Source organism: Ramlibacter monticola (genome assembly GCF_016722785.1).
GTDB classification, from domain to species: domain Bacteria; phylum Pseudomonadota; class Gammaproteobacteria; order Burkholderiales; family Burkholderiaceae_C; genus Ramlibacter; species Ramlibacter monticola.
This window is the reverse complement of record NZ_JAEQNE010000010.1, coordinates 81437-106630: the sequence shown is the minus strand read 5'-3', so window position 1 is coordinate 106630 and position 25194 is coordinate 81437. Positions and strand designations below refer to the sequence as shown.

General features: G+C 69.2%; 24 protein-coding genes and 1 tRNA gene. 12 read left to right on the top strand and 13 right to left on the bottom strand.

What is annotated here, in order from left to right:
• Nucleotides 1-10 precede the first annotated feature (10 nt).
• The 3 genes from JJ685_RS27390 to JJ685_RS27380 form a co-directional block, all read right to left on the bottom strand.
• Nucleotides 11-1543 carry a tripartite tricarboxylate transporter permease gene (locus JJ685_RS27390; RefSeq protein WP_201677559.1) on the bottom strand — a complete coding sequence of 511 codons (1533 nt, stop codon included), beginning with the start codon at nucleotides 1541-1543 and terminating at the stop codon, nucleotides 11-13.
• A 1-nt stretch (nucleotide 1544) separates the two neighbouring features.
• Nucleotides 1545-2054 (bottom strand): tripartite tricarboxylate transporter TctB family protein, encoded by a 510-nt coding sequence (locus JJ685_RS27385; protein ID WP_201677558.1) that lies wholly within the window; start codon nucleotides 2052-2054, stop codon nucleotides 1545-1547.
• A gap of 74 nt (nucleotides 2055-2128) precedes the next feature.
• A complete protein-coding gene (locus tag JJ685_RS27380; RefSeq protein ID WP_201677557.1) occupies nucleotides 2129-3088 on the bottom strand; it encodes a Bug family tripartite tricarboxylate transporter substrate binding protein in 960 nt (319 codons plus the stop codon).
• Between the two features lie 112 nt (nucleotides 3089-3200).
• On the opposite strand from JJ685_RS27380, the gene JJ685_RS27375 reads away from it, so the two are divergent.
• The 6 genes from JJ685_RS27375 (at nucleotide 3201) to JJ685_RS27350 (ending at nucleotide 9411) form a co-directional block, all read left to right on the top strand.
• Nucleotides 3201-3878, top strand: a complete 678-nt coding sequence (locus JJ685_RS27375; RefSeq protein WP_408015505.1) for a response regulator — start codon at nucleotides 3201-3203, stop codon at nucleotides 3876-3878.
• Nucleotides 3875-5290, top strand: coding sequence for a sensor histidine kinase (locus JJ685_RS27370; RefSeq protein WP_201677555.1), 1416 nt, complete (start codon nucleotides 3875-3877; stop codon nucleotides 5288-5290). The genes JJ685_RS27375 and JJ685_RS27370 overlap by 4 nt, the downstream gene beginning before the upstream one ends.
• 82 nt (nucleotides 5291-5372) lie before the next feature.
• Nucleotides 5373-5807, top strand: a complete 435-nt coding sequence (locus tag JJ685_RS27365) for an RNA-binding S4 domain-containing protein (protein WP_201677554.1) — start codon at nucleotides 5373-5375, stop codon at nucleotides 5805-5807.
• Between the two features lie 114 nt (nucleotides 5808-5921).
• Nucleotides 5922-6875 carry a TAXI family TRAP transporter solute-binding subunit gene (locus JJ685_RS27360; RefSeq protein ID WP_201677553.1) on the top strand — a complete coding sequence of 318 codons (954 nt, stop codon included), beginning with the start codon at nucleotides 5922-5924 and terminating at the stop codon, nucleotides 6873-6875.
• A gap of 16 nt (nucleotides 6876-6891) precedes the next feature.
• A complete protein-coding gene (locus JJ685_RS27355) occupies nucleotides 6892-9114 on the top strand; it encodes a TRAP transporter permease (RefSeq protein ID WP_201677552.1) in 2223 nt (740 codons plus the stop codon).
• A 114-nt stretch (nucleotides 9115-9228) separates the two neighbouring features.
• Nucleotides 9229-9411: a hypothetical protein gene (locus JJ685_RS27350; protein ID WP_201677551.1), complete on the top strand. Its 183-nt coding sequence runs from the start codon at nucleotides 9229-9231 to the stop codon at nucleotides 9409-9411.
• A 46-nt stretch (nucleotides 9412-9457) separates the two neighbouring features.
• On the opposite strand, the gene JJ685_RS27345 is transcribed toward JJ685_RS27350, so the two are convergent.
• Nucleotides 9458-9634, bottom strand: a complete 177-nt coding sequence (locus tag JJ685_RS27345; RefSeq protein ID WP_201677550.1) for a hypothetical protein — start codon at nucleotides 9632-9634, stop codon at nucleotides 9458-9460.
• Between the two features lie 298 nt (nucleotides 9635-9932).
• On the opposite strand from JJ685_RS27345, the gene JJ685_RS30520 reads away from it, so the two are divergent.
• Entirely contained in the window at nucleotides 9933-10118 is a 186-nt protein-coding gene (locus JJ685_RS30520; RefSeq protein WP_408015504.1) for a DUF2158 domain-containing protein, read from the top strand.
• 78 nt (nucleotides 10119-10196) lie between these two features.
• On the opposite strand, the gene JJ685_RS27335 is transcribed toward JJ685_RS30520, so the two are convergent.
• The 4 genes from JJ685_RS27335 to JJ685_RS27320 form a co-directional block, all read right to left on the bottom strand.
• Entirely contained in the window at nucleotides 10197-10457 is a 261-nt protein-coding gene (locus JJ685_RS27335; RefSeq protein ID WP_201677548.1) for a hypothetical protein, read from the bottom strand.
• Between the two features lie 128 nt (nucleotides 10458-10585).
• Nucleotides 10586-10774: a hypothetical protein gene (locus JJ685_RS27330; protein ID WP_201677547.1), complete on the bottom strand. Its 189-nt coding sequence runs from the start codon at nucleotides 10772-10774 to the stop codon at nucleotides 10586-10588.
• 291 nt (nucleotides 10775-11065) lie between these two features.
• A tRNA-Ser gene (locus tag JJ685_RS27325) sits at nucleotides 11066-11159 on the bottom strand.
• A 54-nt stretch (nucleotides 11160-11213) separates the two neighbouring features.
• Entirely contained in the window at nucleotides 11214-12488 is a 1275-nt protein-coding gene (locus JJ685_RS27320; protein WP_201677546.1) for an aspartate kinase, read from the bottom strand.
• 453 nt (nucleotides 12489-12941) lie between these two features.
• Here JJ685_RS27320 and JJ685_RS27315 point away from each other — a divergent pair, with 453 nt between their 5' ends.
• A complete protein-coding gene (locus JJ685_RS27315) occupies nucleotides 12942-15569 on the top strand; it encodes an Ig-like domain-containing protein (RefSeq protein ID WP_201677545.1) in 2628 nt (875 codons plus the stop codon).
• A 245-nt stretch (nucleotides 15570-15814) separates the two neighbouring features.
• Nucleotides 15815-16735: a hypothetical protein gene (locus JJ685_RS27310; protein ID WP_201677544.1), complete on the top strand. Its 921-nt coding sequence runs from the start codon at nucleotides 15815-15817 to the stop codon at nucleotides 16733-16735.
• Nucleotides 16736-16875: 140 nt separating this feature from the next.
• On the opposite strand, the gene JJ685_RS27305 is transcribed toward JJ685_RS27310, so the two are convergent.
• From JJ685_RS27305 to cysS, 5 genes are all read right to left on the bottom strand, one after another.
• On the bottom strand, nucleotides 16876-17841 hold the full coding sequence (locus tag JJ685_RS27305; RefSeq protein WP_236599329.1) for a hypothetical protein: 966 nt from the start codon (nucleotides 17839-17841) through the stop codon (nucleotides 16876-16878).
• Between the two features lie 160 nt (nucleotides 17842-18001).
• Nucleotides 18002-18988: a tRNA lysidine(34) synthetase TilS gene (gene tilS, locus JJ685_RS27300; RefSeq protein WP_201677543.1), complete on the bottom strand. Its 987-nt coding sequence runs from the start codon at nucleotides 18986-18988 to the stop codon at nucleotides 18002-18004.
• The gene (locus JJ685_RS27295; RefSeq protein WP_201677542.1) at nucleotides 18951-19928 is read right to left on the bottom strand and encodes an acetyl-CoA carboxylase carboxyltransferase subunit alpha; all 978 of its coding nucleotides are present in this window, start codon (nucleotides 19926-19928) and stop codon (nucleotides 18951-18953) included. Before JJ685_RS27295 ends, tilS begins: the two co-directional genes overlap by 38 nt.
• A 38-nt stretch (nucleotides 19929-19966) precedes the next feature.
• Nucleotides 19967-20608, bottom strand: coding sequence for a DNA-3-methyladenine glycosylase family protein (locus tag JJ685_RS27290; RefSeq protein ID WP_236599327.1), 642 nt, complete (start codon nucleotides 20606-20608; stop codon nucleotides 19967-19969).
• Nucleotides 20605-21981 carry a cysteine--tRNA ligase gene (gene cysS / locus JJ685_RS27285; RefSeq protein ID WP_201677541.1) on the bottom strand — a complete coding sequence of 459 codons (1377 nt, stop codon included), beginning with the start codon at nucleotides 21979-21981 and terminating at the stop codon, nucleotides 20605-20607. The genes JJ685_RS27290 and cysS overlap by 4 nt, the downstream gene beginning before the upstream one ends.
• A gap of 162 nt (nucleotides 21982-22143) precedes the next feature.
• On the opposite strand from cysS, the gene JJ685_RS27280 reads away from it, so the two are divergent.
• From JJ685_RS27280 to JJ685_RS27270, 3 genes are read left to right on the top strand one after another with little or no spacing between them, the layout of a single operon-like run.
• Nucleotides 22144-23283 carry a tetratricopeptide repeat protein gene (locus JJ685_RS27280; protein WP_201677540.1) on the top strand — a complete coding sequence of 380 codons (1140 nt, stop codon included), beginning with the start codon at nucleotides 22144-22146 and terminating at the stop codon, nucleotides 23281-23283.
• A 35-nt stretch (nucleotides 23284-23318) separates the two neighbouring features.
• Nucleotides 23319-24611 (top strand): L,D-transpeptidase family protein, encoded by a 1293-nt coding sequence (locus JJ685_RS27275; RefSeq protein WP_236599326.1) that lies wholly within the window; start codon nucleotides 23319-23321, stop codon nucleotides 24609-24611.
• Nucleotides 24611-25189, top strand: coding sequence for a peptidylprolyl isomerase (locus JJ685_RS27270; protein WP_201677539.1), 579 nt, complete (start codon nucleotides 24611-24613; stop codon nucleotides 25187-25189). Before JJ685_RS27275 ends, JJ685_RS27270 begins: the two co-directional genes overlap by 1 nt.
• The last annotated feature ends 5 nt before the right edge of the window (nucleotides 25190-25194 follow it).

The window sequence follows — 25194 nt, the reverse complement described above, 5'->3', positions numbered from 1 at the left end:
CCTTTTCGCATCAGGGCTCCACGCCTCCGTGCTGCAGCACGACCCGCCCGTTCCTGCGCGCCTGCACGAAGCGGTACAGCCGCGGCAGCGCCAGCACCGGCACGATGACCAGGATCAGCGCCAGCGACATGGGGCGATCGAAGAACACGCGCGCGCTGCCCTCGCCGATCGACACCGCGTTGCGCAGTTGCGCCTCGGCCAGCGGTCCCAGGATCATGCCGACCACCACCGGCGCGGTGGGGAAGTCGAAGCGCCGCATCAGCACGCCCACCAGGCCGATCGCCCACAGCAGCACGAGATCGAAGGCGCTCTGGCGCATGCCGTAGGCGCCCACGGTCGCGAAGATCAGGATGCCGGCATAGAGCTGCGGCTTGGGGATCTTCAGCAGCTGCACCCACAGCTTCACCAGCGGCAGGTTCAGGATCAGCAGCATCACGTTGCCGATGTACAGCGAGGCGATCAGCGCCCACACCAGCGCGGCGGAGGTCGTGAACAGCTGCGGCCCCGGCTGGATGCCGTAGTTCTGGAACGCCCCCAGCAGGATCGCCGTCGTGTTGGAGGTGGGGATGCCCAGCGTCAGCAGCGGGATCAGCGCCGTCGTCACGGTGGCGTTGTTGGCCGCTTCCGGCCCCGCCACGCCCTCGATGGCGCCGGTAGTGCCGAACTCCTCCCGGTCCTGGCCCTTGGCCAGCTTCTTCTCCACCGCATAGGACAGGAAGGTCGGGATCTCGGTGCCGCCGGCAGGGATGCAGCCGAAGGGCGCGCCGATGAAGGTGGCGCGGAGCCACGCCGGGATCGAGCGGGCCCAGTCGCGCTTGGACATGTACACGCGGCTCATCCTGTTCTGCGTCTCGACGGTGCGGCCCTCGTACAGCGCGAAGTACAGGACCTCCGCCACGGCGAACAGGCCCACCGCCACCAGCACGATCTCGACGCCATCGAGCAGTTCCGGGATGCCGCCGGTGTAGCGCGCCTGGCCCGAGATCTGGTCCATGCCGACCAGGCCCAGCGCGAGGCCGAGGAACAGCGACGTCATGCCGCGCAGCGTGCTCTGCCCCAGCACCGCGCTCACGGTGGTGAAGGCCAGCACCATCAGCAGGAAGTACTCCGGCGGCCCGAGCTTCACCGCGAACTCCGCGACGGTCGGCGCGAACATCGTGACGATGACGGTGGCGATCGTGCCGGCCACGAAGGAGCCGATGGCGGCGGTGGCCAGCGCCTGTCCGGCGCGGCCGCTCTTGGCCATCTTGTTGCCTTCCATGGCGGTGACCATGCTGGCCGTCTCGCCCGGCGTGTTCAGCAGGATCGAGGTGGTGGAGCCGCCGTACATCGCGCCGTAGTAGATGCCGGCGAAGAAGATCATCGAGGCGGTGATGTCCACCTTGGCCGTGATCGGCAGCAGCATGGCGACGGCCACCGCCGGGCCGATGCCGGGCAGCACGCCGACCGCGGTGCCGAGCACGCAGCCGACGAAGGCCCACAGCAGGTTGACCGGGCTGATCGCCGTGGCGAAGCCGTGCAGGAGGGAGGCGAAGATGTCCATCTCAGATCCAGCCGGTGCCCGTGAGGCCGGGGAGGTTGATGGCCAGGAACTTGGTGAAGGTCCAGTACACCGGCGCGGAAATGAACAACCCGGACACGAGGTCGGTCGCCAGCACGCCGGGCGCGGAAGCGCGCTGCCCCTGCGCCCGCCGCAGCCCCTGCACCGCCAGCAGGTAGCACAGGGTGCAGCTCAGGATGAAGCCGATGGTGGTGATCAGGGCCGCGTTCAGCAGCAGCCCCGCGGAGACCCAGGCCAGCCCGGGCCACCAGCCGCGCTCGGCGCCCGAGGGCGCCTCCATGTCGTGGAAGCCGCCGGTCATCGCCTCGCGCACGATCAGGATGCCGCACAGCGTCAGGACGACGGCCACGAGCCAGGGCAGGAAGTTGGGGCCGACGCCGCCGTAGCCGGCCTCGCCCGGGATGGTGAAGGCGCCCGCGGCCAGGCCGAGCCCGGTGAGGGCGACCGCCGCCCCGACCAGCGCCTCGACGCGGAAAGATGGTTGTGTGTTCATGGTTCTGCCCTCCGCGGGACTCTGCAAAGAAAAACGCCCGGCGTTGCACCGGGCGTCGCGGCGCCGCAGCGGCGTCAGATCATGCCGGCCTTGGCCATGGTGGCGCGCAGCTTGGCGAATTCGTCGTCGACGAAGGCCGAGAACGCGTCGCCCGTCAGGACCGCGGGGGTCCAGTCGTTCTTCTGCATCGCCTCTTCCCAGGACTTGGTCTTCAGGGCCCGGGTGACCATGTCGATCAGGCCCTTGCGCTGTTCGGCGCTGATGCCGGGGGCGCCGTACACGCCGCGCCAGTTGCCCAGTTCGACGTTGATGCCCTGCTCCTTCAGCGTGGGAACGTCGATGCCCTTCAGGCGGCTCGGCGAGGTGACGGCGATGGCCCTCATCTTGCCGGTCTTGATGTACTCGGCGAACTCGCTGTAGCCGGAGCCGCCCACCGTGACGTTGCCGCCCAGGATGGCCGCGGTCGCCTCGCCGCCCCCACGGAAGGCCACGTAGTTGATCTTGGCGGGATCGACGCCGACTTCGCGCGCCAGCATCGCCGCGGCGATGTGCTCGGTGGAGCCGCGCGAACCGCCGCCCCACTTGACGCTGCCGGGGTCCTTCTTCAACTGGGCGACCACGTCGGCCATCGTCTTGAAGGGCGAGTTGGCCGGCAGCACGTAGACGTTGTACTCGCTGGTCAGGCGCGCCAGCGGCGTGGCCGCCTTCAGGTCCACCGGCGGCTTGCCGGTGATGATGCCGCCGACCATCACCGCGCCCATCACCATCAGCGCGTTCGGGTCGCCCTTGCTGCCGTTGACGAACTGGGCCAGGCCCAGCGCGCCGGCGGCGCCGCCCTTGTTGTCGTAGGTGACGCTGTCGGCCGCCTTGGCGTCCTGCAGCGCCTTGCCCAGGGCACGGCCGGTCGTGTCCCAGCCGCCGCCCGGGTTGGCGGGGATCATCATCTTCACGTTGGCGGCGGCGCGGGCCGACAGCGGCAACGCGCCGGCGGCGGCCAGCGCGGCCATCGTCTTCAGGAATTCATTGCGACGCATGAGATCGTGTCTCCTTCTTTGGGAACGCCCATGGTGGGTCGCCACGCTGTCATTCGGCTGTCCAAAGGATTAGGGAAAACACTAGTCATCCAGCCGAGTTATGGTTCCGGCAATGAAGCTCCTCCTGGTCGAAGACGACCCCTCCATGCAGACGGCGCTGCAGCGCACCCTGACCAAGCGCGGCATGGAGGTGGTGGTGTGCGGCGACGGCCTGCTGGCCCTGGAGCGCTGGAAGAAGTCGCCGCCGGACGTGGTCATGCTGGACCTGACCCTGCCCGGCATGGACGGCCTGCTGGTGCTGGAGGAAGCCCGGCGCAGCGGCCTGGGCACCCCGGTGCTGATCCTCACCGCCCGCGGCACGGTGGGCGACCGCGTCATGGGCCTCAACAGCGGCGCGGACGACTATCTGCCCAAGCCTTTCGACCTCGACGAGCTGGAGGCCCGCCTGCGCGCCCTGCACCGGCGCCGGGCGCCTGCGGGCCAGCCGGCCGCGGTCGACCCGGGCATCGGCGGGCTGCACTGGGACCGCCAGAGCGGCGCCATCCATTTCCGCGACGAGATCCTGGAGTTGGCGCCGCGCGAGGCGGCCCTGCTGCAGGCGCTGCTGGCGCGCCCCGGCCACGCGGTGCCCAAGGAACGCCTGTTCGAGCTGGTGTTCCCCGGCGAGGCCGACGTGCAGTACGAGGCGATCGAGGTGGTCGTGTACCGGCTGCGCAAGAAGCTCGCGCACACGGGCGTCAAGCTGGTGACGCTGCGCGGGCTGGGCTACCTGCTCAAGGCCGGCGAGTGACGGTCCACCCGGTTTCGCTGCGGCGCTACCTGCTCGCGGGCATCCTGCTGCCGGTGGGCGCCGTGATCCTGGTGAGCGCGGTGTCCCTGTACCGGCAGACGCTGCAGGCGGTGAACACGGCCTACGACCGGACCCTGCTCGCCTCGGCCAAGTCGATCGGCGAACAGCTCGAGGTGCGCGGCTTCGACGAGCACGCCGTGCTGCGCGCCACCGTGCCTTATTCGGCACTGGAGGCCTTCGAGGCGGACCTGCAGACGCGCATGTACTACCGCGTCTCCGACCTCCACGGCCAGCTGGTCTCCGGCTTCGGGGACCTCCCCTTCTGGCACGGGCGCATCCCGCCGCAGCCGCCTTACGCGGCGCTGGTCGATTTCTACGACACCAGTTTCCGCGACAACCAGGTGCGGGTGGCCGTGCTGCTGCAGCCGGTGGCCACGCCCAACGGGCGCGGGATGGCCGTGATCCAGGTGGCCGAGACGCTGGAACTGCGCCGGCGCCTCACGCGGCGCGTGCTGTCCGACTTCCTCTTGCAGCAGGTCGGGCTGGTCGCGGTGATCGCACTGGTGGTCGTGGTGGTCGTGCAGGGCGCCACCCGGCCGGTGCGGCGCCTGAGCAACGAACTGCAGGACCGCCCCGAAGGCGACCTCACGCCGCTGCCGGCGGCGGGCGCCCCGCGCGAGTTGCTGCCGCTGGTGGACGCCACCAACCAGGTGATGACGCGGCTCGCGCTCCTGCTGGACAACCAGAAGCGCTTCGTGCGCGACACCTCGCACCAGCTGCGCACGCCGCTGGCGGTGCTGAAGGCGCAGGTGCAGTCGGCGCTGCGGGGGGACGTCGAGCCGCGGCAGGCGCTGCTGGAGATCAACGACACCGTCGAGCGCGCGACCGTGCTGGCCAACCAGATGCTGGCGCTGGCGAAGGTGGAGCAGGTGCGCCAGCAGAGCGAGGACCAGGTCAACGACCTGGCCGAGGCGGTGCGCGCCATGGCGCTGGAACTCGCGCCTCTCATCGCCGACAAGGACATCGATTTCGAGATCGAGACGGTTGCGGCGCCGGTGCGGGCGCACGAGTGGATGCTGCGCGAGCTCTCGCGCAACCTGCTGCACAACGCGGTGAAGCACACGCCCGCCGGCGGCGCGCTGTCGGTGCGGGTGGAGGCGGGGGAAACGGGGGCGGTCCTGGTCGTGAGCGACAGCGGGACGGGGCTGCCGGAAGAGCTTCGATCGCGGCTCTTCCAGCCCTTCTCCGCCGGCGACGTCCGCAGCGGCTCGGGCCTGGGCCTGGCGATCTGCCACGAGATCGTGCGGGCGCTGGGCGGCACCATCCAGCTGGAAAATCGTGCAAACGGCACGCACACGGCCGGGTTGGATGCCACCGTGCGCCTGCCGCTGGCGGAAAATGCAGCTGCATGAGACCCCACGGTCGTTCACTCCGTGTAACTCCCTGCCCCCCGAGGGGGCCGTCAGCGCCCTTCGGGCGGCCGTGCGGGCGCTGATGGACAGGTTGCGGATCGACAAGTGGCTGTGGGCGGCGCGGTTCTACAAGACGCGCAGCCTGGCGACCGATGAAATCGACAAGGGCCGCGTGGCCATCAACGGCCAGGCGGCCAAGCCCGCGCGCGAGGTGAAGGTGGGCGACACCGTCTCCATGCGGCGCGAGGGCGTCACGCGCACCGTGCTGGTCAAGGGCCTGTCGGACGTGCGCGGCCCGGCGCCGGTGGCGCAGGAGCTGTACGAGGAAACGCCGGAGAGCCTCGCGGAACGCCAGCGTGCGACGGAGCAGCGCCGCTTCGCGCGCGAGCCGGCGCTGGCCATCGAGCACGGGCGCCCGACCAAGCGCGGACGGCGCGAGCTCGATGAGGCGCAGCGCGCGGGCTGGGGCGACCGCTGGAGCGCGTCGATCGACGACGAGGACCCGCCGAAGCGCTGAGGCGCTCCCTCTCCCGCTCCCGCTGGCGGGAGGGCGCGACCCCGTGAATTCCACTAGCGCCGCGCCCCGGCCCGGATGGTCTACTCGCTCTTCCGCCGCACCGAGGAGAGATCGATGACCTTCAGGAATTGGGCCGCCGCTTTCGCCACCGTCTTCGCCTTCGCCGCCAGCGCGCACGCGCAGCAGTTCTTCCGCATCGGCACCGGCGGCACCGCCGGCACCTACTACCCCGTGGGCGGCATGATCGCCAACGCGGTGTCGCAGCCGGGCAAGATCGTCGCGACCGCGCAGGCGAGCAACGGCTCCCTGGCCAACGTCAATGCCATCGCCGGAGGCTCGCTCGAAGCCGGCCTGTCGCAGGCCGACGTGGCGACCTGGGCCTACACCGGCACCGGCGCCTTCGAAGGCAAGGGCAAGGTGACGGACCTGCGCATGATCGCCAACCTCTACCCCGAGAGCCTGCACCTGGTGGTGAAGAAGGGCTCGGGCATCAGGAGCGTGGCCGACCTCAAGGGCAAGCGCGTGGCGCTGGACGAACCCGGCTCCGGCACGCTGATCAACGCCCGCATGGTGCTGGCCGCCTGGGGCGTCAAGGAATCCGACATCAGGCCGGACTACATCAAGCCGAACCAGGCCGGCGACAAGCTGAAGGACGGCTCGCTCGACGCCTTCTTCTTCGTCGGCGGCGCGCCGGCCGGCGCCATCGCGGAACTGGCGTCCAGCGGCGTGGGCATCGAGCTGGTGCCGATCGCCGGCGCGCAGGCCGACGCCCTGCGCAAGTCCAGCCCCTATTTCGCCGTCGACACCATCCCGGCCAACACCTACAAGGACGTGCCGGCCGTGCAGACGCTGGCCGTGGGTGCCCAGCTCGTGACCAGCGCGAAGCTGGACACGCAGACGGTCTACGAGATCACCAAGGCCATGTACAGCGAGGGCGCGCAGAAGACGCTCGCCGCCGGCCACGCCAAGGGCAGGTTCATCACGCGCGAGAACGCGGTGCAGGGCGTCGGCATCCCCTTCCACCCGGGCGCCGAGAAGTTCTACAAGGAAGCCGGCCTGATCAAGTAAGAGCCGCTCCCGGCGAATGACCACGGCCCCGGCGCTCGACGAGCGCAAGCTGCAGGAACTGGAAGAGAAGTTCGACCCGGAGATGCGGTTCCGGCCCACCGTGCCGCCCGCCACCTGGATCGTGATGGCGCTGCTGATCGCGCTGTCCTGCTTCCACTACTGGACGGCCGGCTTCGGCCTGCTGCGCGAGACCACGCACCGGGGCGTCCACCTCGCCTTCGTGCTGGGGCTGATCTTCCTGGTCTTTCCGCGCACGCGGCGGCACTACGGCGAGCCCGCGCGCAGCAGTTGGCACTCCCCCGGCGGCGTGCCCTGGACCGACTGGCTGCTGGCACTCGCCTGCGCCGCCAGCGTGCTCTACATCCCCTGGGTCTTCGACGACCTCGCCTTCCGGGTCGGCAACCCCGGCCTGGCGGACGTCGTGTTCGGCTCGCTGCTGTTCGTGACGCTGATCGAGGCGACGCGCCGCTCCATGGGCTGGCCGCTGCCGCTGATCGCCCTCGGCTTCACCGCCTACGCGCTGGCCGGCCCCTGGTTCCCGGGCCTGCTGAAGCACGCCGGCGCCACCTGGAGCCAGATGATCAACCACCAGTACCTCACCAGCCAGGGCATCTACGGCGTGGCGGTGGGGGTGGTGGCCACCTACGTATTCCACTTCGTGCTGTTCGGCGTGATGGCCACGCGCATCGGCCTCGGCCAGCTGTTCCTCGACATCGCCTCCACGGTCGCCGGGCGCTACGCCGGCGGCCCGGCCAAGGTCAGCGTGTTCGGCTCGGCGATGTTCGGCATGCTCTCGGGCTCCTCGGTCGCCAACGCGGTGACCGTGGGCTCGCTCACCATTCCCGCGATGATCCGCGTCGGCTACCGGCGCGAGTTCGCCGGCGCGGTGGAAGCGGCCTCCTCCACCGGCGGGCAGATCACGCCGCCGGTGCTGGGCGCCGCGGCCTTCCTGATGGTGGAGTTCCTCAACGTCTCCTACCAGACCATCATCGCCGCGGCCGTGGTGCCGGCCTTCATGCACTTCTTCGGCGTCTTCATGCAGGTGCACTTCGAGGCGAAGCGCCACGGCCTGCGCGGGCTGACCGAGGAGGAGATGCCGAAGCTGCGCGAGTCGCTGAAGCAGCGCTGGCCGACGCTGGTCCCGCTGCTCCTGCTGGTCGGCATCCTGGTGTCGGGCCGCACGCCCTACCTCGCGGCCTTCACCGGCATCAGCTCCTGCGCGATCGTGGGGCTCACCACGCGCGCCAGCGGCAACCGGCCGGCGAACTGGGCGCTGTTCGTGGCGCTGCACGCGCTGCTGATGCTGATCGGCTTCGCGGAGCTCGGGCCGCGGACCGACGAGATCAAGATGGCCTTGTTCGCCGCCGGCGTGGCGATCGCCCTGGCCGGCTGGAAGCTGGCCGGCATCACCGGCCGCATCGGCCACGGCGTGCTGGTGGAGGCCTTCGAGACCGGCGCCAAGTACGCGCTCGCCGTCGGCGCCGCGGCGGCCACGGTGGGCATCGTGATCGGCGTGGTGACGCTCACCGGCGTGGGCTTCAAGATCAGCTCCATCATCACGGGCTGGGCGCAGGTGATCGCGGGGGGCGTGTCCGCCGTGCTGCCGGCCTTCGTGGCGGACCTGCAGTCGCTCACCCTGTTCGCCGCGCTGGCCATGACGGCCATCGTCTGCATCCTGATGGGATGCGGCATCCCCACGACGGCGAACTACATCATCATGGTCACCGTGGCCGCGCCGACGCTGGTGCAGCTGGGAGTGCAGCCGCTGGTGGCGCACTTCTTCGTCTTCTACTACGGCGTGCTGGCGGACATCACGCCGCCGGTGGCGCTGGCCGCCTATGCGGCCGCGGGCATGGCCGGCAGCGACCCGTTCCGCACCGGCAACACGGCCTTCCGGCTCGGGCTCGCGAAAGCGCTGGTGCCCTTCGTGTTCGTGTTCTCGCCTTCGCTGCTGCTTGTGGCGAAGGGCTTCACCTTCTACGACTTCGCGGTCACCTTCGTCGGCTGCGTGCTCGGAATCGTGGTGCTCGCGGCGGCACTGAGCCGCTTCTTCCTGGTGGAGATGAAGCGCTGGGAACAGCTGCTGTGCCTGGCCTCGGCGCTCCTGCTGATCGCGCCCGGGCTCTGGGTGACGCTCGTGGGTGCGGTGCTGGTCGTGCCCGTGCTTCTGCGCCAGCTGGGCGCGCGCCGGAGGCAGCCCTTGCCGCTGCCAGCCGAGCTGGATGTCAGATACCGCTGACCTCCGCTCCCGCAGCGCGCTGTCACGGCGTCATCCCAGCCCCGTCGATACTTCCCTCACTGCAGTCACACAGACAAGACAAGAAGGCAGGGTGGTACGACAGGACAGAACGACATGAGCAATCCAAGAACAGCGTCGATCCTGCAGCGGGTGCCCGCCATCCTGGCGGTGACGGCGAATTCCTATGGCCTGCCCTGGCAGGCCGACGGGGTGCGCAAGCCCGAGGCAGCAAGGGAGAGACGACGCAGCGAGCGACAGGACAAGGCGAGCGGGTGCGACAAGCCGGCCGCCCACTGACAACAAGGACGACGTGGGAGCTGGAAGCCGCCTTCGGGCGGCTTCCTTATTGGGTGCGCCGTTCCCGCGCCCGCCGGACCTGGCGGCTTTCGGCGGCGCGGCGCTCGGCTTCTTCCTTCTTCCTGCGCTTCTCGCGCCACTTGCGCGAGAGGACTCGCGCGAGGAGGAAGGTGAGAGCGCAGCTGAAGACCAGCACCAGGGTGCCGGCGAAATCGGATGGCATGGCGCGCCTCGTGGTCCGGGAAAGAACAAGGCCGCACAGGGCGGCCCTGGAGTGTGGCGGAGCGAGACTCTGTCAAGCCCGCGCCAGTACTGGCCTTGCAGTCGATTCTACCGGCGTCCACCCTCCTTTCCGCCGGCAGGATGGAATGCCACCTGCGCGGTGTTCCAGCCTCGCCTGCGTTCAATACATCCCGCGGCTGTAGCGCCCGCGCTGCAGTCGTTCGGTCCACATTCAGGTTTATCGGGCGGCGCGGAACTTGTGCACGCCCCTCCCGGAAGCGCTCATTCACACTTCACTTGTGGACCCCTTTCAACCCGGAGACCAAGTGCAGGAAGGCAGCAGCGGACCGAAGATGACGGTCCTCTGGTGCACACCTGACCATGTCTACTGCGCCTGGTTCGAGGGGAGCACCTTGGTCAACGCGCTGTTCCTGCCCGAGCAGCTGACCCGGCATCTCCCTCCCGGGCGGAGTCCGAGTCCCTGAGGCATCCAGCCACGCACCCCGCGGGATCGTGCCCGGAGATCCCATCGAACTCTTCGACTTTCGACCGTTCCCACGGCGCTATCGGTCGCGCATGTCGTCGTGAACCGGCAGCGCCAGCAGCATCTGCTCGCGTTCGACAGCCTTCAGCCTGGTCGCCTTCGCTCGCGGCTTCGGCAACACACCGAGATGTTGCAGCCCCCGGCGCTGCAGTTCGACGCCCAGGACAGACAGCAGTTCGGCGTCACTGAGCTTGGCCAAGGCCTTGCCTGCGCGCTGCGCAGCCAAGCTCAAGCCGGGGGAGTGCATGTCGGCGGTGTCGGGGGCGTTCTCGGGCAGCATCGGTTCATGATGCCGATCTGCCCGGCGATGACATCAGGGTCTCGCCGGGTTGCCGATGTGCGGCTCCGCAGAGTGAGCGCGCATGCGTTCCAGGCCTCGCGAAGGAGAGGCGCCGACCGACTCCACGGCTATTCCGGCAGCGGTTTCGTCCCCCAGACCCGGCGCGGGGGCACCATGTTCGAGTCGTCCGCCTGGACCTTCTTGCGGCGCTCCGCGGCCTGGCGCAGGATGAACGCGAACGCCTCCTCCGCGGTCATCCCCTGCGCCTTCAGCTCCACCAGCAGCTTGGTTACCCGCGCCAGTTGTGCGTCGCTCATCGACGAAATGTCAGCAGCACTGCCGGATGACTTCCAGGTCGCCGGTTTCGGGGACTTCGTAGACATGGGCAGACACCTCTGGGTCCTTGGAGAACGGATTGTCAGCCGTCGCGGCATCGATCTCCACCTGTGCACGAAGCCGGATGCGTTGCGACGTGACGAGGAGGCGGGGACCCAAGGGCCACGGAGGGTTCGTGGTCCCTGGCCGCGCCAGCATCGGCGCGGTCCTTGCAGGCCAATCTGCAGCCCACAAAAGGAAACGGGCCGCAAGGGCCCGTCTTTCCTGATTTCTGGCGGAGCGACAGGGATTCGAACCCTGGATGCAGGTTTTTGCCCGCATACTCCCTTAGCAGGGGAGCACCTTCGGCCACTCGGTCACCGCTCCGAAGGATGGAATCATACCGCAAGCCAGCTCGACAGGAGCCGGCCGTGCGGCAATTTATTCGGCCGAGGCCGGCTGGTCCAGGTCGAAAGCGCGATGCAGCGCGCGCACGGCCAGTTCCATGTACTTCTCGTCGATCACGACCGAGGTCTTGATCTCGCTGGTGGAGATCATCTGGATGTTGATGCCCTCCTCGGCCAGCGCGCGGAACATCTTGGAAGCGATGCCCACGTGGCTGCGCATGCCGATGCCGACGATCGACACCTTGCAGATGCGCGTGTCGCCCTCGACGCGATCGGTGCCCAGCGAAGGAACCACCTTCGTCTTCAGCACGTCCACCGTGCGCGCGTAGTCGTTGCGGTGCACCGTGAAGCTGAAGTCCGTGCGGCCGTCGTGGCTGACGTTCTGGATGATCACGTCCACCTCGATGTTGGCGTCCGCCACGGCGCCGAGGATCTGGTAGGCGATGCCCGGCCGGTCGGGCACGCCCAGGATCGAAATCTTGGCCTCGTCGCGGTTGAACGCGATGCCGGAAACGACGGCTTGTTCCATCTTCTCGTCTTCCTCAAAAGTGATCAGCGTGCCGGAGACCGCCTCTTCCTCGATCGGGATGTCCCACGGGGTGAAGCTGGAAAGCACGCGCAGCGGGACCTGATACTTGCCCGCGAATTCGACCGAACGGATCTGCAGGACCTTGGACCCCATGGAGGCCATCTCCAGCATTTCCTCGAAGCTGACGGTGCAGAGGCGGCGCGCCTCGGGCACCACGCGCGGGTCGGTCGTGTAGACGCCGTCCACGTCGGTGTAGATCAGGCACTCGGCGGCCTTCAGCGCCGCCGCCACCGCCACCGCGGAGGTGTCGCTGCCGCCGCGGCCCAGCGTGGTGATGTGGCCCTGCGGATCCACGCCCTGGAAGCCGGTGATGATGACCACCTTGCCGGCATCCAGTTCCTTGCGCACTCGCACGTCGTCGATCGACTCGATGCGGGCCTTGGTGTAGGCGTCGTTGGTGAGCACCGGCACCTGCCAGCCCGCGTAGCTGACCGCGGGCACGCCTTCGGCCTGCAGCGCCAGGGCCAGCAGGCCCACGGACACCTGCTCGCCGGTGGATGCCAGCATGTCCAGCTCGCGCTGCACCGCCGCGTCCGTCTTCGGCGGCGCGACTTCCTTGGCTAGCCCCAGGAGGCGGTTGGTCTCGCCACTCATGGCGCTGGGCACCACGACCATCTGGTGGCCGGCGCGCACCCACTTGGCCACGCGCTTGGCAACGTTGCGGATGCGCTCGGTCGAGCCCATGGACGTGCCGCCGTATTTGTGAACGATCAATGCCATCGGAACGGGGAAGGAAGTAGGCCGCGCAAGCGGCCGGGAGGCGAAGGGTTCGCGCGGGCGCGGAGCGCGCGCGGGATCGGGGATTATACCTAGGTCGTCAGTAGTCCCCCGCTCGGGGGAGGCGAGAGAGAACGTTCGTACCCCGAGCTCGGCACCTTCCCCCAGGCCGTTCCCGCTGGCAAGCGGAACCTTCGCGCAGGGAACGATCGCTTGCCCCCAGCGCCCCCGCTCTTGGGGGCGGGCACCCACCCACCTTCGGGGAAATGCCCCCGAAACGGCACTTTGGTGCCTGTCTCAAACGGCACTCATTCTCGTTTTCGACTCGTTTTGGCATGTGCAGGCAGGGTTGGCACGTTCAGTGCGTTACAGGTCCTTGCAGGAACCGCACTGGCGTTGCACACAGCAACACCAGCCAACCACTTCAGGAGAAGAGACGAGAGAGAGAGGCTGAATATGAAGACCAAGCTCCACGCGATTTCCGCCGCAGTACTGCTGGCATGCGCCGCAGCGGCACCGGCCTACGCCGGCCTCGAGCGGGCCGGCCCCGTGAACCCCACGCCCAGCGTCGGCGGATTCCCGGCCTGGTACCAGGACCAGACCGGCATCACGCTGGAATTCTGCGACCTCACCACCCAGGCCGAATGGGACAACGGCTGGTGCCTGCTGGCCCCGCCGGACGGTCCCGCGGGCGGCCTGCCCGAGGCGTTCCCCACGAACTTCTTCGACGAACACTTCTGGTACGCGGCCGACAACGTGATGCTGGACCCGGCCAACGGTTTCCGGGCCAAGCTGGTGATCGCGCTCGAGGCGGCGTTCGCGGCGGAACTGCCCATCCAGGGAGACCAGACGGTCTTCGCACGGCACCGCATCGACATCCGCCCCCTGCCCTTCGATGGCGACTACCGCGTGATCACGCCCTTCAGCGACGTCACCTATTTCGACCAGGCGGCAGGCGACCGCATCTTCGCGACCGAGGACGTGGGCATTGCCTGCACGCCCGGCAACTTCGACTGCGCCCTCGGCGGCAAGCTGGGCCCCTTCCTGCTGCCTTCGCCCGTGGCCGGCGGTTCCGAAGTGCCTCCCATGCCGGACCTGCAGACCAGCCCGGCTGGTACCGACCCCTTCTATGACCAGTTGGTGGCGCTGAACGGCGCCCCGACTCCCGCGCCCGGCACCGGCAAGAAGTACCTGGCCGATCCGGCCCGCGTCGGCCCCGTGACCGGCAGCCCGCTGCCGGACATCACGACCTACGACACGGACGGCACGAGCAAGCTGCGCAACCACAACACCTTCCGCATCGAAGTGCGCCCGTCGACGCCGGATCGCAACGCACCGGTCTTCTACACGCTGGACGGCGAGACGAACTTCACCGTGATGGGCCGGCTGTCGAATGCGAACCTGCCGGGCCGCGTCAGCGGCGGGCGTGCCGTCTACCGCGCCGACGCCGTCGGCAATGCCACCGACGTGGATGTGTTCACCACCGGCAATGCCACCTTGCAGGCACGCCAGCCGGGCCAGCCGTTGCAGGGCAAGGTCAAGCCGACGCTCGCCTTCTGGCCCGAGCCCTGCGCTGGCGCCATCGCCGCGGACGGCAGCGTCACGCAAGGCCCCTACGCGGCACCCGCTGGCGCTCCCACCAACCTGGTCAACGACGAAGGCACCGCCGACTACTGGGGCCAGGTGCAGATGACCACGCCCGTCGCGAAGCCGGCGACCCACGTCTGCATCGTGGATACCAGCGCGCGCAACGGCGCGGGCCAGGCGCAGCCGGCGTACATGCTGAAGCAGCTCACCGACGAAGTGCTCGTCAACTCCGCCGGCTACAACGGCCCGGTGGATGGCGGCACCCTCGCGGTCACGGCACAGTCCAGCGACCCGACGGCCGTGCTGACGCTCGCCGGCTTCGGCAGCACGCCCGATCCGGTCACGGGTGTCTACAGCGGCCGCGGCCCCGGCGCCGAACTGGTGTCCAATTCGGTCACGGTCAAGGGCATCAAGTCGCCGCCGAGCCAGGTGCAGGTGGCCTCCTCGAAGGGCGGCGGTGGCTTCCGTCCGGTCAAGACCGAGCGCGGCATGTCCGTCGCCGCCGGCCAGGCCTCCGCGGCCAACGTGGTCGGTAGCGTCTCCGAGGACTGCGCCACCACCGCGTCGCTGAGCTGCGCCGCCGGCCAGGGCGTGCAGATCGACCTGCTGGCGAACACCACCTTCCAGGGCCAACCGCTGCGCCAGCAGGTGGGTGCCGGCACCGCTACCGTCGCAGTGACGGTGATCCAGGGCGCCCGCCTGGGCACCGCGACGGTGACGCCGGACGGCTTCCTGAACTTCGCGCCGAACCCGAACGTGAGCGGCACCGACTCCGTCACCTTCGCCGTGTCGGTCAACGGCGGTCCCGCCTCCGAGCCGGCCAGCGCCGCCATCACGATCACGGCGGTCAACGACCTGCCCGTGGCCGGGAACACCGCGACCAACGCGGTCCAGGGCGTGCGCATGTCGCTGAACCTGATCGCCAACGCGAGCGACCCGGACGGCAACACCGACGTGAAGAACGCGGCGATCACCAGCTGGCCGCCGGAACTGGGCCCGCAGCCGACCCCGGTCAACGGCAGCATCTCCTTCACCCCCAACGCCGTCGGCAACTTCGCCATCGGCTTCAAGGTGGTGGACGCTGCCGGCGCCCAGTCGACGAACACCGGCACGGCGACGGTCACGGCCATCGCGGGCGAGACCATCACCCTGACGCGGGTGCAGTTCGAGGCGGGCAAGGGGCGGTGGCGCGTGGATGGCACGGACACGATCCAGGCCAGCCAGACCATCTCGATCACGTTCGCGAACGGCACGATCGGAAAGGGACCGAACGTCGGCAAGACCTGCGACGGCTCCGGCACCTTGCCGGAATGCCAGATCGGCACCACGGGCGTGACGAACACCAACACCTTCAGCCTGGACCAGTCGTTCTCCGCGAACGCCTTCCAGAGCCCGACGGCTGCTGGTGGCTGGAGCGTCCTGCCGACCCAGGTGCGTGCCTGGTCCAGCAACCCCGTCCTCGGTGGCGGCGTGACGCAGGGGATCGTGCGGAAGTAAGGCGACAGGACGGCGTAGCGGGGCGAAGCCCCGCCGCGCTGTTCCGCAACGGCACCGCCTCAGCGGTCGCGAGGGCTCCGGCATCCGCCGGAGCCCTTTTTTCGTCTGTGGCGCCCGCTGAGCCTGCGAAGCGCGGGATTTTTCTGCGGGAGAGGCTTCCGGTCGTCGTCGTCGTTGAAACCTTTCTTGTGTGGGACGCCTCCTACCCCACTGTTGTTGCTTCGACGACGGAAGGGCCAGCGTAGATGATCAAGACCGGTGTCGCCGCCATCCTGGCGGCCGCAGTGTTCAGCCCGTGCCTGGCGCAGGCCGATGAGTTCGACCAGGGCATGAACACCATGTGGGAAGTGCTGTGGCACCAGAGCGGCATTCCCACCCGGCTCGTCCGCTGGGAAGAGGACCTCACGGTCCGCGTCTCCGGCGTCGACGCCGCCGCGCACCGGCAGCACACGCTGCAGGCGCTGCGCGACGTCGCGGCCGAGGCAGGCTTGAAGGTCACCGACGTGAGCGACCAGCCGGCCGCCCCGGCCAACGTCACCATCGAGATCGTGCCGGACGCAGCGCTGTCGGAGAACGAACCTTGCGTGACGCAGCTGCACTTCAGGACGGAAGCCAAGCTGGACACGGTGGAAATGAAGATGCGCGCCGGCGACGCGCAACGCTGCGCGTACCACGAGTCCATGCACGTCATGGGCGTGCGCGGCCACCCGGAAGGCCCCACGGTGCTGAGCTACTTCACCGCCCAGACGGAAGGCCTGCAGCCGCTCGACAAGGCGATGCTGCGCGCCTGGTACTCGCCGCGCACGCGCGGCGGCATGACGCCCTTCGAGCTGCTGCCGATCCTGGCCGACCAGCTCGTGGCCATCCTGCCGGACAAGCAGAAGGCGGCGCAATCCCGCGACCGATTCCTCGCCGAGACGATCGCGCAGATGCAGACCTTCGCGGACGGCGGCGGCGACGTGCCGCTGATCGTCAAGCGCTCGGGCAAGTCGACGCCGGAAGCGATCCGCTTCGGCCGCATGGAGATGAGCTACTTCCTCGGCGTGGCGTACCAGCAGGGCGCGACGGTGGCGCCCGATCCGGTCCAGGCGACCCGCTGGCTGCAGCGTGCCGCCACCCTCGGCAGCCGCACCGCGGCGGCGCGCCTGTCCGCCGGCGCGCGCTGAGCCAGGCCGACCGGGGCCGCGCCGGCACACGGGTGAACGGACCACGGCCGGACGGCATCCGCCGTGTCCGGCCGGTGAAGACCCGTGTCGACCCGCCCTTGCCCTCCCTCAGGCCACCGGGCCGCGCCGGGCGCGCGCGCTCATGGCTGGGGCAGCGGCAGCCGCGACGCCTCAGGCACCGGGAACGGGAAGCCCAGCACCACGGCGCGGCCGCGCACGCGGTTCTGCGCCTGGCACTTGTGCGTGCAGATGGTCGGCGAGGGCGCGACCTCGACCGAGTCCTCGCCAGTCACGAAGCCCATGCGGCCGCCGCTGGCCACGTCCCAGATCGAGCGGTTGCCGCAGTGCTGGATGGTCTGGGGTCCGCTCACCCGCGAGATGAAGACCTTCGAGCAGGCCGGCTCGTTGACCCGGGTCGCCACCTGCGCGCTGTCCCGCGCCACGAAGCGCGGCGAGAAGTCGTTGGCGATGTTGATGCGGGTCGGGACAGCGATGGTGGTGTCCTTGAAGGGCACGATGTCGCCTTCGCGGGCGCGGAATCTGGGGTTGTCGAAATAGAACGGTGTCAGCCCCTGGGCGGCGACCGCCAGCGTGTGGACGATGCGCGTGGCGGTGCCGTCCCCGCGCTCCGGCTCCATCTGGAAGATCCCTCCCTGCGCACAGTCCTTGGCCTGGATCTTCATCGAGAGGCCCGGGCCCAGGCGGGCGATCTCCAGCACCTCCTCCTCGATCAGCAGGTCCACCGCTCCGTTGAGCACGAGGCCGCGGTGGTTCGGCGTCTTGCTCGCGAACACCGGGGTGGCGACGCCGTTGGTCATGTCGAGCGGGTTGGCCGTGGGCAGGAAGACGAAGTTGCGGATCCCGAAGGTGGCAGCAACGATATCGAACTGCACGTACTTGCCTCTCACCTGGATCGTCGCCGGCAGCCCGGCGGCGGGGATTTCCACGTCGACCGCACCGCTGCGGCCCAGCACGGTGAACCCTCCGCCCTCGCACCCCGCCGAGGCGGCAGCAAAGGCTGGCTGCGCGAGCAGCCCGGCCAGCAAGACGCCCGCGCCTTGCAGCAAGGGACGCGAAGAGGATCTGACGTAGTGGTGCCTGGTCATGACAAGTCCTTAGGTTGTTCTGCGTACCGGCGATGCACCGGCTTAGGCATGATCGCTATGGCGTAGGCTGTTTGGCGCCCGACCGGAGCTACCGAACGTAGCGAAATGAGAGCAGTCCGCCTTCGCGGTGACAAAGACGAAGGCCTGCCGAACCGGCCCGCTAGGCCTCATCCGCGGCAAAGACGAGCCGCTCCCCCTGCCGCTGGACGAAGCCCCGCCCGACCTTGATGCGGATGCGGTGCCCGCGGGTCGTGCAGTCGGTAACCTGGTCCAGCAATTCCTCCAGCTGCGCCGCGCTGGCGCTCGCCGCGTGCGCCGTGCGCAGCCAGTGCCGCAGCACGTTGGCCTGGCGCGCGCGCGGCAGCGCCTGCAGCGCGGCGAGGGCGGGCGTGCCGCCCATGCGCGCGAGGTCCTCCTGCGCCACGGTCTCGAGCAGCTCCTGCGCCTGCGCCGCATGGCGCGACGAGCGCGCGAAGGTCTCGCGATAGCGGGGAAAACTTTGCTCCAGCGCCGGCAGCAGCACGTGCCGGATGCGGTTGCGCGTGAAGGCCGTGTCGGCGTTGGTCGGGTCCTCGACGACCGGGATTCCCTGTTCCCGGACCCAGTCGCGGATCGCCTGCGCCGGCAGCGCCAGCAGCGGCCGCACGAACAGCATGCCTTCGCGCTGGAACACCGGCGGCATGGCCGCGAGGCCCGGCAGGCCCGCCCCGCGGCTCAGCGCCAGCAGCAGCGTCTCGACCTGGTCGTCCGCGTGCTGCCCCAGCAGCACCGCCTGCAGGCCGGCATCGCGCGCCGCGCGCGCCAGCGCTTGGTAGCGAGCCACTCGCGCCACCTCCTCCGGGCTCTCCCCCGCTGCATGGCGCGCGTGCACGCGCCGCACCTGCAGCGCGACGCCCAGGGCCTCGCAGGCCGCGCGGCAATGCGCCTCGAAGCCATCGGCCGCTTCCTGCAGCCCGTGGTGGACGTGGATGGCCTGCACCTGCCCGGGCCAGCGCCGGGCGGCGGCAAGAAGGAGGACGGTGGAATCGGCGCCGCCGGAGTACGCGACCGCCAGCGGCAGCGGCAGTTGCAACCCCGCGAGCGCAGCCTCGGCGGGATTGCCCTCGGGTTCAGGCCGATTCGGCCTTGGTGTCCGAGAAGCGGCCATAGCTTTGCAGCCGCTCGTAGCGTCGGTCCAGCAGTTCGCGCACCTTCAGGTCCGACACCTGGCGCCAGGCGTCGTTCAGCGCGCGCTTGAGGAAGGCCGCCATCTGCTTGTGGTCGCGGTGGCCGCCCCCGACCGGTTCGTTGACGATCTTGTCGATGAGGCCCAGCGCCTTCAGGCGGTGCGCCGTGATGCCCATGGCGTCCGCGGCATCCTGCGCCTTGTCGGAGGTCTTCCACAGGATCGACGCGCAGCCCTCGGGGCTGATCACCGAATAGATGGAGTACTGCAGCATCAGCACCTGGTCGGCCACCGAGATCGCCAGCGCGCCGCCGGAGCCGCCTTCGCCGATGATGGTGGTGATGATCGGCACCTCGAGCTGCGCCATCTCGTAGATGTTGCGGCCGATGGCTTCCGACTGGCCGCGCTCCTCGGCGTCGATGCCGGGATAGGCGCCGGGCGTGTCCACGAAGGTGAACACCGGCAGCCTGAACTTCTCCGCCGTCTTCATCAGCCGCAGCGCCTTGCGGTAGCCCTCGGGCCGGCTCATGCCGAAGTTGCGCAGCGCGCGCTCCTTCGTGTCGCGCCCCTTCTGGTGGCCGATCACCATGCAGGCATTGCCGTTGAAGCGCGCGAGCCCGCCGACGATCGACTGGTCGTCCGCGAAGTGGCGGTCCCCGTGCATCTCCACGAAGTCCGTGAAGATCTCCTTGACGTAGTCCAGCGTGTACGGCCGCTCCGGGTGGCGCGCGATCTTGGTGATCTGCCACGGCGAAAGCTGGCTGTAGATGTCCTTCGTCAGCTGTTGGCTCTTCTTCCCGAGCTGTTCGATCTCTTCGGAGATGTCGACTGCCGATTCGGTCTGCACGTAGCGCAGTTCCTCGATCTTGGTCTCCAGCTCCGCGATCGGCTGCTCGAAATCCAGGAAGGTCCGTTTGGCCAAAGCGTTGCTCCTCTCAGCGCCCTCCGCTCCAGGCGTGGTCAATAGGCCACGGGCAGCGGGTCGAGCGACCTCCAAATATACCAAGTCGCGACCGAGCAATAGGGATTCCAGGCCGCGGCCACCTCGCGGGCGTCGCTGCGGCTCACCGGGTCGCCCGAGAAATAGTTCTTGCTGATGCCCGTGATCAGGCCCACGTCGTCGAGCGGCAGCACGTTCGGCCGCATCAGGTGGAAGATCAGGAACATCTCCGCGGTCCAGCGGCCGATGCCGCGGATGCCCACCAGCTCGCCGATGATCTCCTCGTCGGCCATGCTGCGCCAGCTCTCGACGTGGATCGCGCCCGAATCGAAGTGCAGGGCCAGGTCCACGAGGTATTCGATCTTGCGCGCCGACAGGCCCGCCTGCCGCATGTCGTCCACCTTGAGCTTCAGCACGTTGGCGGGCGTCATGCGCCTGGGCAACGCGGCGAAGCGCTCCCACACGCTCTGGGCGGCCTTCACCGAGATCTGCTGGCCCACGATGCTGCGCGCCAGCGTCGTGAAGGCGTCGCCGCGCGACTGCAGGCAGGCGGTGCCGAACTGCGGGATCAGCCGCTTCATCACGCGGTCCCGCTTGGTCAGGTAGCGGCGCGCGTCTTCCCAGTATTCGGGCGTGACCAGGCCATCGCCGTCGGTGCTCAAGACTTGGCCTCCCACGTGGTTCCGGTGGGGGAGTCCTTCAGCACGACGCCCTGGTCGAGCAGTTCCCTGCGGATGCGGTCGGCCTCGGCGAAGTCCTTCGCCTTCTTGGCCGCGGCACGGGCCTCGATCTTCTGCTGGATGGTGGCTTCGTCCAGCGCGGCGCCGGCGCGCAGGAAGGCCTTGGGATCGCCCTGCAGCACGCCCAGCGTGGCGCCCAGCGCCTTGAGCAGGCCCGCGCGTCCGGCGGAGCGCGTGCGGTTCGCTTCCGCGGCCAGGTCGAACAGCACCGCCACCGCGTCGGGCGTTCCGAAGTCGTTGTCCATCGCGGCCCTGAAGCGCGCCGCATGGGGATCGTTCCAGTCGACCTGCAGCGCCGCCGGCGCGACCGAGTCGAGCGTCGTGTACAGGCGCCTGAGGGCCCCGCGCGCGTCTTCCAGGTGCACGTCGCTGTAGTTCAGCGGGCTGCGGTAGTGCGCGCGCAGGATGAAGAAGCGGATGGTCTCGGCATCGAACTTCTCCAGCACCTCGCGGATCGTGAAGAAGTTGCCGAGCGACTTCGACATCTTTTCATTGTCGATGTTGACGAAGCCGTTGTGCATCCACAATTTCGCGAGGGGCACGCCGTTGGCACCCTCGCTCTGCGCGATCTCGTTCTCGTGGTGCGGGAACTGCAGGTCGGCGCCGCCGCCGTGGATGTCGAAGGTGTCGCCCAGCAGCGCGCAGGACATCGCGGAGCACTCGATGTGCCAGCCCGGGCGGCCGCGGCCGTAGTCGCTCTCCCACTGCGCGTCGGCGGGCTCTTCCGGCTTGGCGGACTTCCACAGCACGAAGTCCAGCGGGTCGTCCTTGCCTTCGAGCACCGCCACGCGTTCGCCCGCGTGCAGTTCGTCGAGCGACTTGCCGGACAGCTTGCCGTAGCCGGGGAAGCGGCGCACCGCGAAGTTCACGTCGCCCGACTCCGCGCGGTAGGCCAGGCCCCTGTCCTGCAGCTTGCGCACGATGTCCAGCATCTGCGGCACGTAGTCGGTGGCGCGCGGGTCGTGCGTCGGCCGCTCGATGCCGAGCGCGTCGAAGTCGCGGTACATCTCCGCGATCATGCGGTCGGTGAGGGAGCGGACGCTCTCCCCGTTCTCGACGGACCGGCGGATGATCTTGTCGTCGATGTCCGTGATGTTTCGCACGAACGTGACGCGAAACCCCGATGCCTTCAGCCAGCGCTGCACGACATCGAAGGCCACGTTGGCGCGCGCGTGGCCCACGTGGCAAAGGTCGTACACGGTCATTCCGCACACGTACAAGCGCACGTGGCCGGGTTCGAGCGGCGAAAAGTCCTCCAGCGCACGCGTCAGCGTGTTGTAGATGCGAAGGGTCATTGGATTCTCGGGAGACGCCGCCGGCGCCAGGGCCGCGGGCTTCGGTGTTGTTCTGGGTACAGGCGTGGCGTGGAGCCGCGGCGCGGCCCCACGGCTACAATCGGCACGCAGTATATAGCCCCGTCCGAGGGCTGTCACAGGCGTTGGAAGATAGGTCTCCCCATGAAGTTCGTGCACGCTAAGTTTCGCAATACCCTCGGCCTGGCGGTGATCGCCGCGGCCCTCTTCGCGACGGGCGGCGTGCGCGCCGACGAGTACGGCGACGTCAACCAGTTGCTGCGCTCGGGCAAGCTGACCGAAGCACTGAACAAGGCGGACCAGTACCTCGCGGGCAAGCCCAAGGATCCGCAGATGCGCTTCCTCAAGGGCGTGGTGCTCACCGAAGCCGGCCGGCCCGCCGAAGCCATCGCCACCTTCCAGAAGCTCACCGAGGACTACCCGGAGCTGCCCGAGCCCTACAACAACCTGGCCGTGCTGTACGCGGGCCAGGGACAGTTCGACAAGGCGCGCGCCTCGCTGGAGATGGCGATCCGCACCAATCCCAGCTATGCCACCGCGCACGAGAACCTCGGCGACGTGTACGCCAAGCTGGCGAGCCAGGCCTACAGCCGCGCGCTGCAGCTCGATAGCGGCAATACGGCGGTGCAGCCGAAGCTGGCGCTGATCCGCGAGCTGTTCGCCGCGCCGGGCAGCCGCGCCGCGCCGGGCGCTGCCGCGCCGCGCGGAGGCGCCGTCGTGGCCGCCGCGGCCACGACGGCGCCGGCCGCGCGTCCGGCCGCCGCCACCCCCGCCGTTGCCGCCGTTGCCGCCGCGCCCGCAACGACGCCGGCGCCGGCCGCTGCCGCTCGTCCCGCGACGCCTGCGCCTGCTGCCGGCGGCGCACCGACGCCCGCCCCCGCGGCGGTGGCCGCCGCGCCGACCGCGCCCACGCCCACGGCCGCCGCGCCGGCTGCCAGCAGCGAATCGCGCGCGGCGGTCGAGGCCGCGATCAAGGCCTGGGCCCAGGCCTGGGCCGCCAAGGACATGGGCGGTTACCTCGGCGCCTACGGCAAGGAATTCGATCCGCCCGGCAACCAGTCGCGGCAGGCCTGGGAACAGGAGCGCCGCGCCCGTATCCTGGGCAAGTCGAAGATCGCGGTGCAGGTGAGCGACCTCGACGTCAGCGTGAACGGCAACAAGGCCGTCGCGCGCTTCAAGCAGAACTACAGCGCCGATGCCCTGCACGTGAACAGCCGCAAGACGCTCGAACTCGTGAAGAGCGGCGAGCGCTGGGCCATCGTGCGGGAAAGCACGGGCGGCTGAGGGCGCATCCCTCGCGCGCAAGCGAAGGTCCCGGCTTGAAGCCCGTCCACCGCTCCCCGGCCAAGGCGCTCGTCGCCCTGTGCTGCAGCGCGGGATTGCTCGGCGTCGCGCTCGCGGCACCGCACAAGAACGCCGCGCAGAAGCCGGCGGCGCGCGCCGCGGCCAAGGCATCGAAGGCGGCCCGCGCCCCGGCTCCTCCCGTGCCGCCCAGGGTGCACGACGGCGAAGCCGAGGCGCGCCTGATCGAGATCTACCGGCTCATCGGCCAGGCGCAGGCCCGCGCCGCGCTCGCGAAGGCCGAAACCCTGGTGCGGGACCATCCGAACTTCAGCCTCGCCCAGCTGGTCTACGGCGACCTGCTGATGGCGCAGCAGCGGCCGGTGAAGGCCTTCGGCGACGTGCCGGACAGCGAGGCGCGCGCCGCCGGCCAGGCGCTGGCGGAGCTGCGCGAGGAGTCGCAGCTGCGCATGCGCGCGCTGCGCGAACGCCCTCCGGCAGGCGCCATCCCCGCGCAGTTCCTGCAGCTGTCGGCGCAGAACAAGCACGCGATCGCCATCGACGCCTCGCGTTCGCGCCTGTACCTGTTCCAGAACGAGCCCACCGGACCCAGGCTCGTCGCCGACTACTACGTCTCGGTCGGCAAGCTGGGCATGGAGAAGGACACCGAAGGCGACCTGCGCACGCCCCTGGGCGTCTACTACATCACCAGCAGCCTGGACCCGAAGTCGCTGAAGGACTTCTATGGCGCCGGGGCGCTGCCGATCAATTACCCGAACCCGTACGACGCGCGCCGCGGCAAGACCGGGCGCGGCATCTGGCTGCACGGCACGCCGCCGGAGCAGTTCGCCCGCGCGCCCAAGGCCACCGACGGCTGCGTCGTGCTGGCCAACCCGGACCTGGAGCGCATCATCCGGACCGTCGAGGTCCGCACCACGCCGGTCGTCATCGCGAGCTCGCTGCGATGGGTGGCGCCGGCCAGCGCGCAGGCGGATGCGCGCCACTTCCAGCAGGTGCTGCAGTCCTGGCGCGACGCCAAGGCGAGCGGCGACATCAACCGGGTGCTGTCGTTCTACACGCCCGACTTCGCCATCAACGGCAAGACGCTGGAGGAATCGCAGCCGCTGCTGAAGGTGGAACTCGGGCGCCTGCGCGGCAAGCGGGTCGAACTGAAGGAGGTGTCGGTGCTGCGCTGGACCGACAGCGCCGACACCATGGTGGTAACCTTTGGCGAGGTGCCCCTGGGCACCCGCACCGGGGTGACCAAGAGGCAGTACTGGATGCGGCAGGGTCCGCAGTGGAAGATCTTTTTCGAAGGAGTGGTTGGCTGATGTCCTCGTTCACGCGCCGCGCCGCGGCTGTCCTCGTCCTCGCCTGCACCGCAGGCGCCGCCTGGTCCGCCGACGCGCCCCGGGTCAAGTTCAACACCAGTGCCGGCGACTTCGTCGTCGAGGTGTATCCGGACAAGGCCCCCAAGACCGTCGAGAACTTCCTGCAGTACGTGCGCGAGAAGCACTACGACGGCACCATCTTCCATCGCGTGATCAACAACTTCATGATCCAGGGCGGCGGCATGGACGCCAACATGGTGGAGAAGAAGACCCGGGCGCCGGTGCCGCACGAAGGCGTGCAGGCCTTCGAGAAGGGCCTGAAGAACGAGCTCGGCACGCTCTCCATGGCCCGCACGATGGACCCGAACTCGGCCACCGCGCAGTTCTACGTCAACGTGGCCAACAACGCCTTCCTCGATCCCAAGCCGGGCAACCCCGGCTACACCGTGTTCGGCCGCGTGGTGAGCGGCATGGACGTCGTCAACAGCATCAAGGGCGTGCCGACCGGCCGCAAGGGCATGCACGCCGACGTGCCGCTGACCCCGGTGGTCATCAACTCCGCCGAAATCGTCAAGTAAGAAGG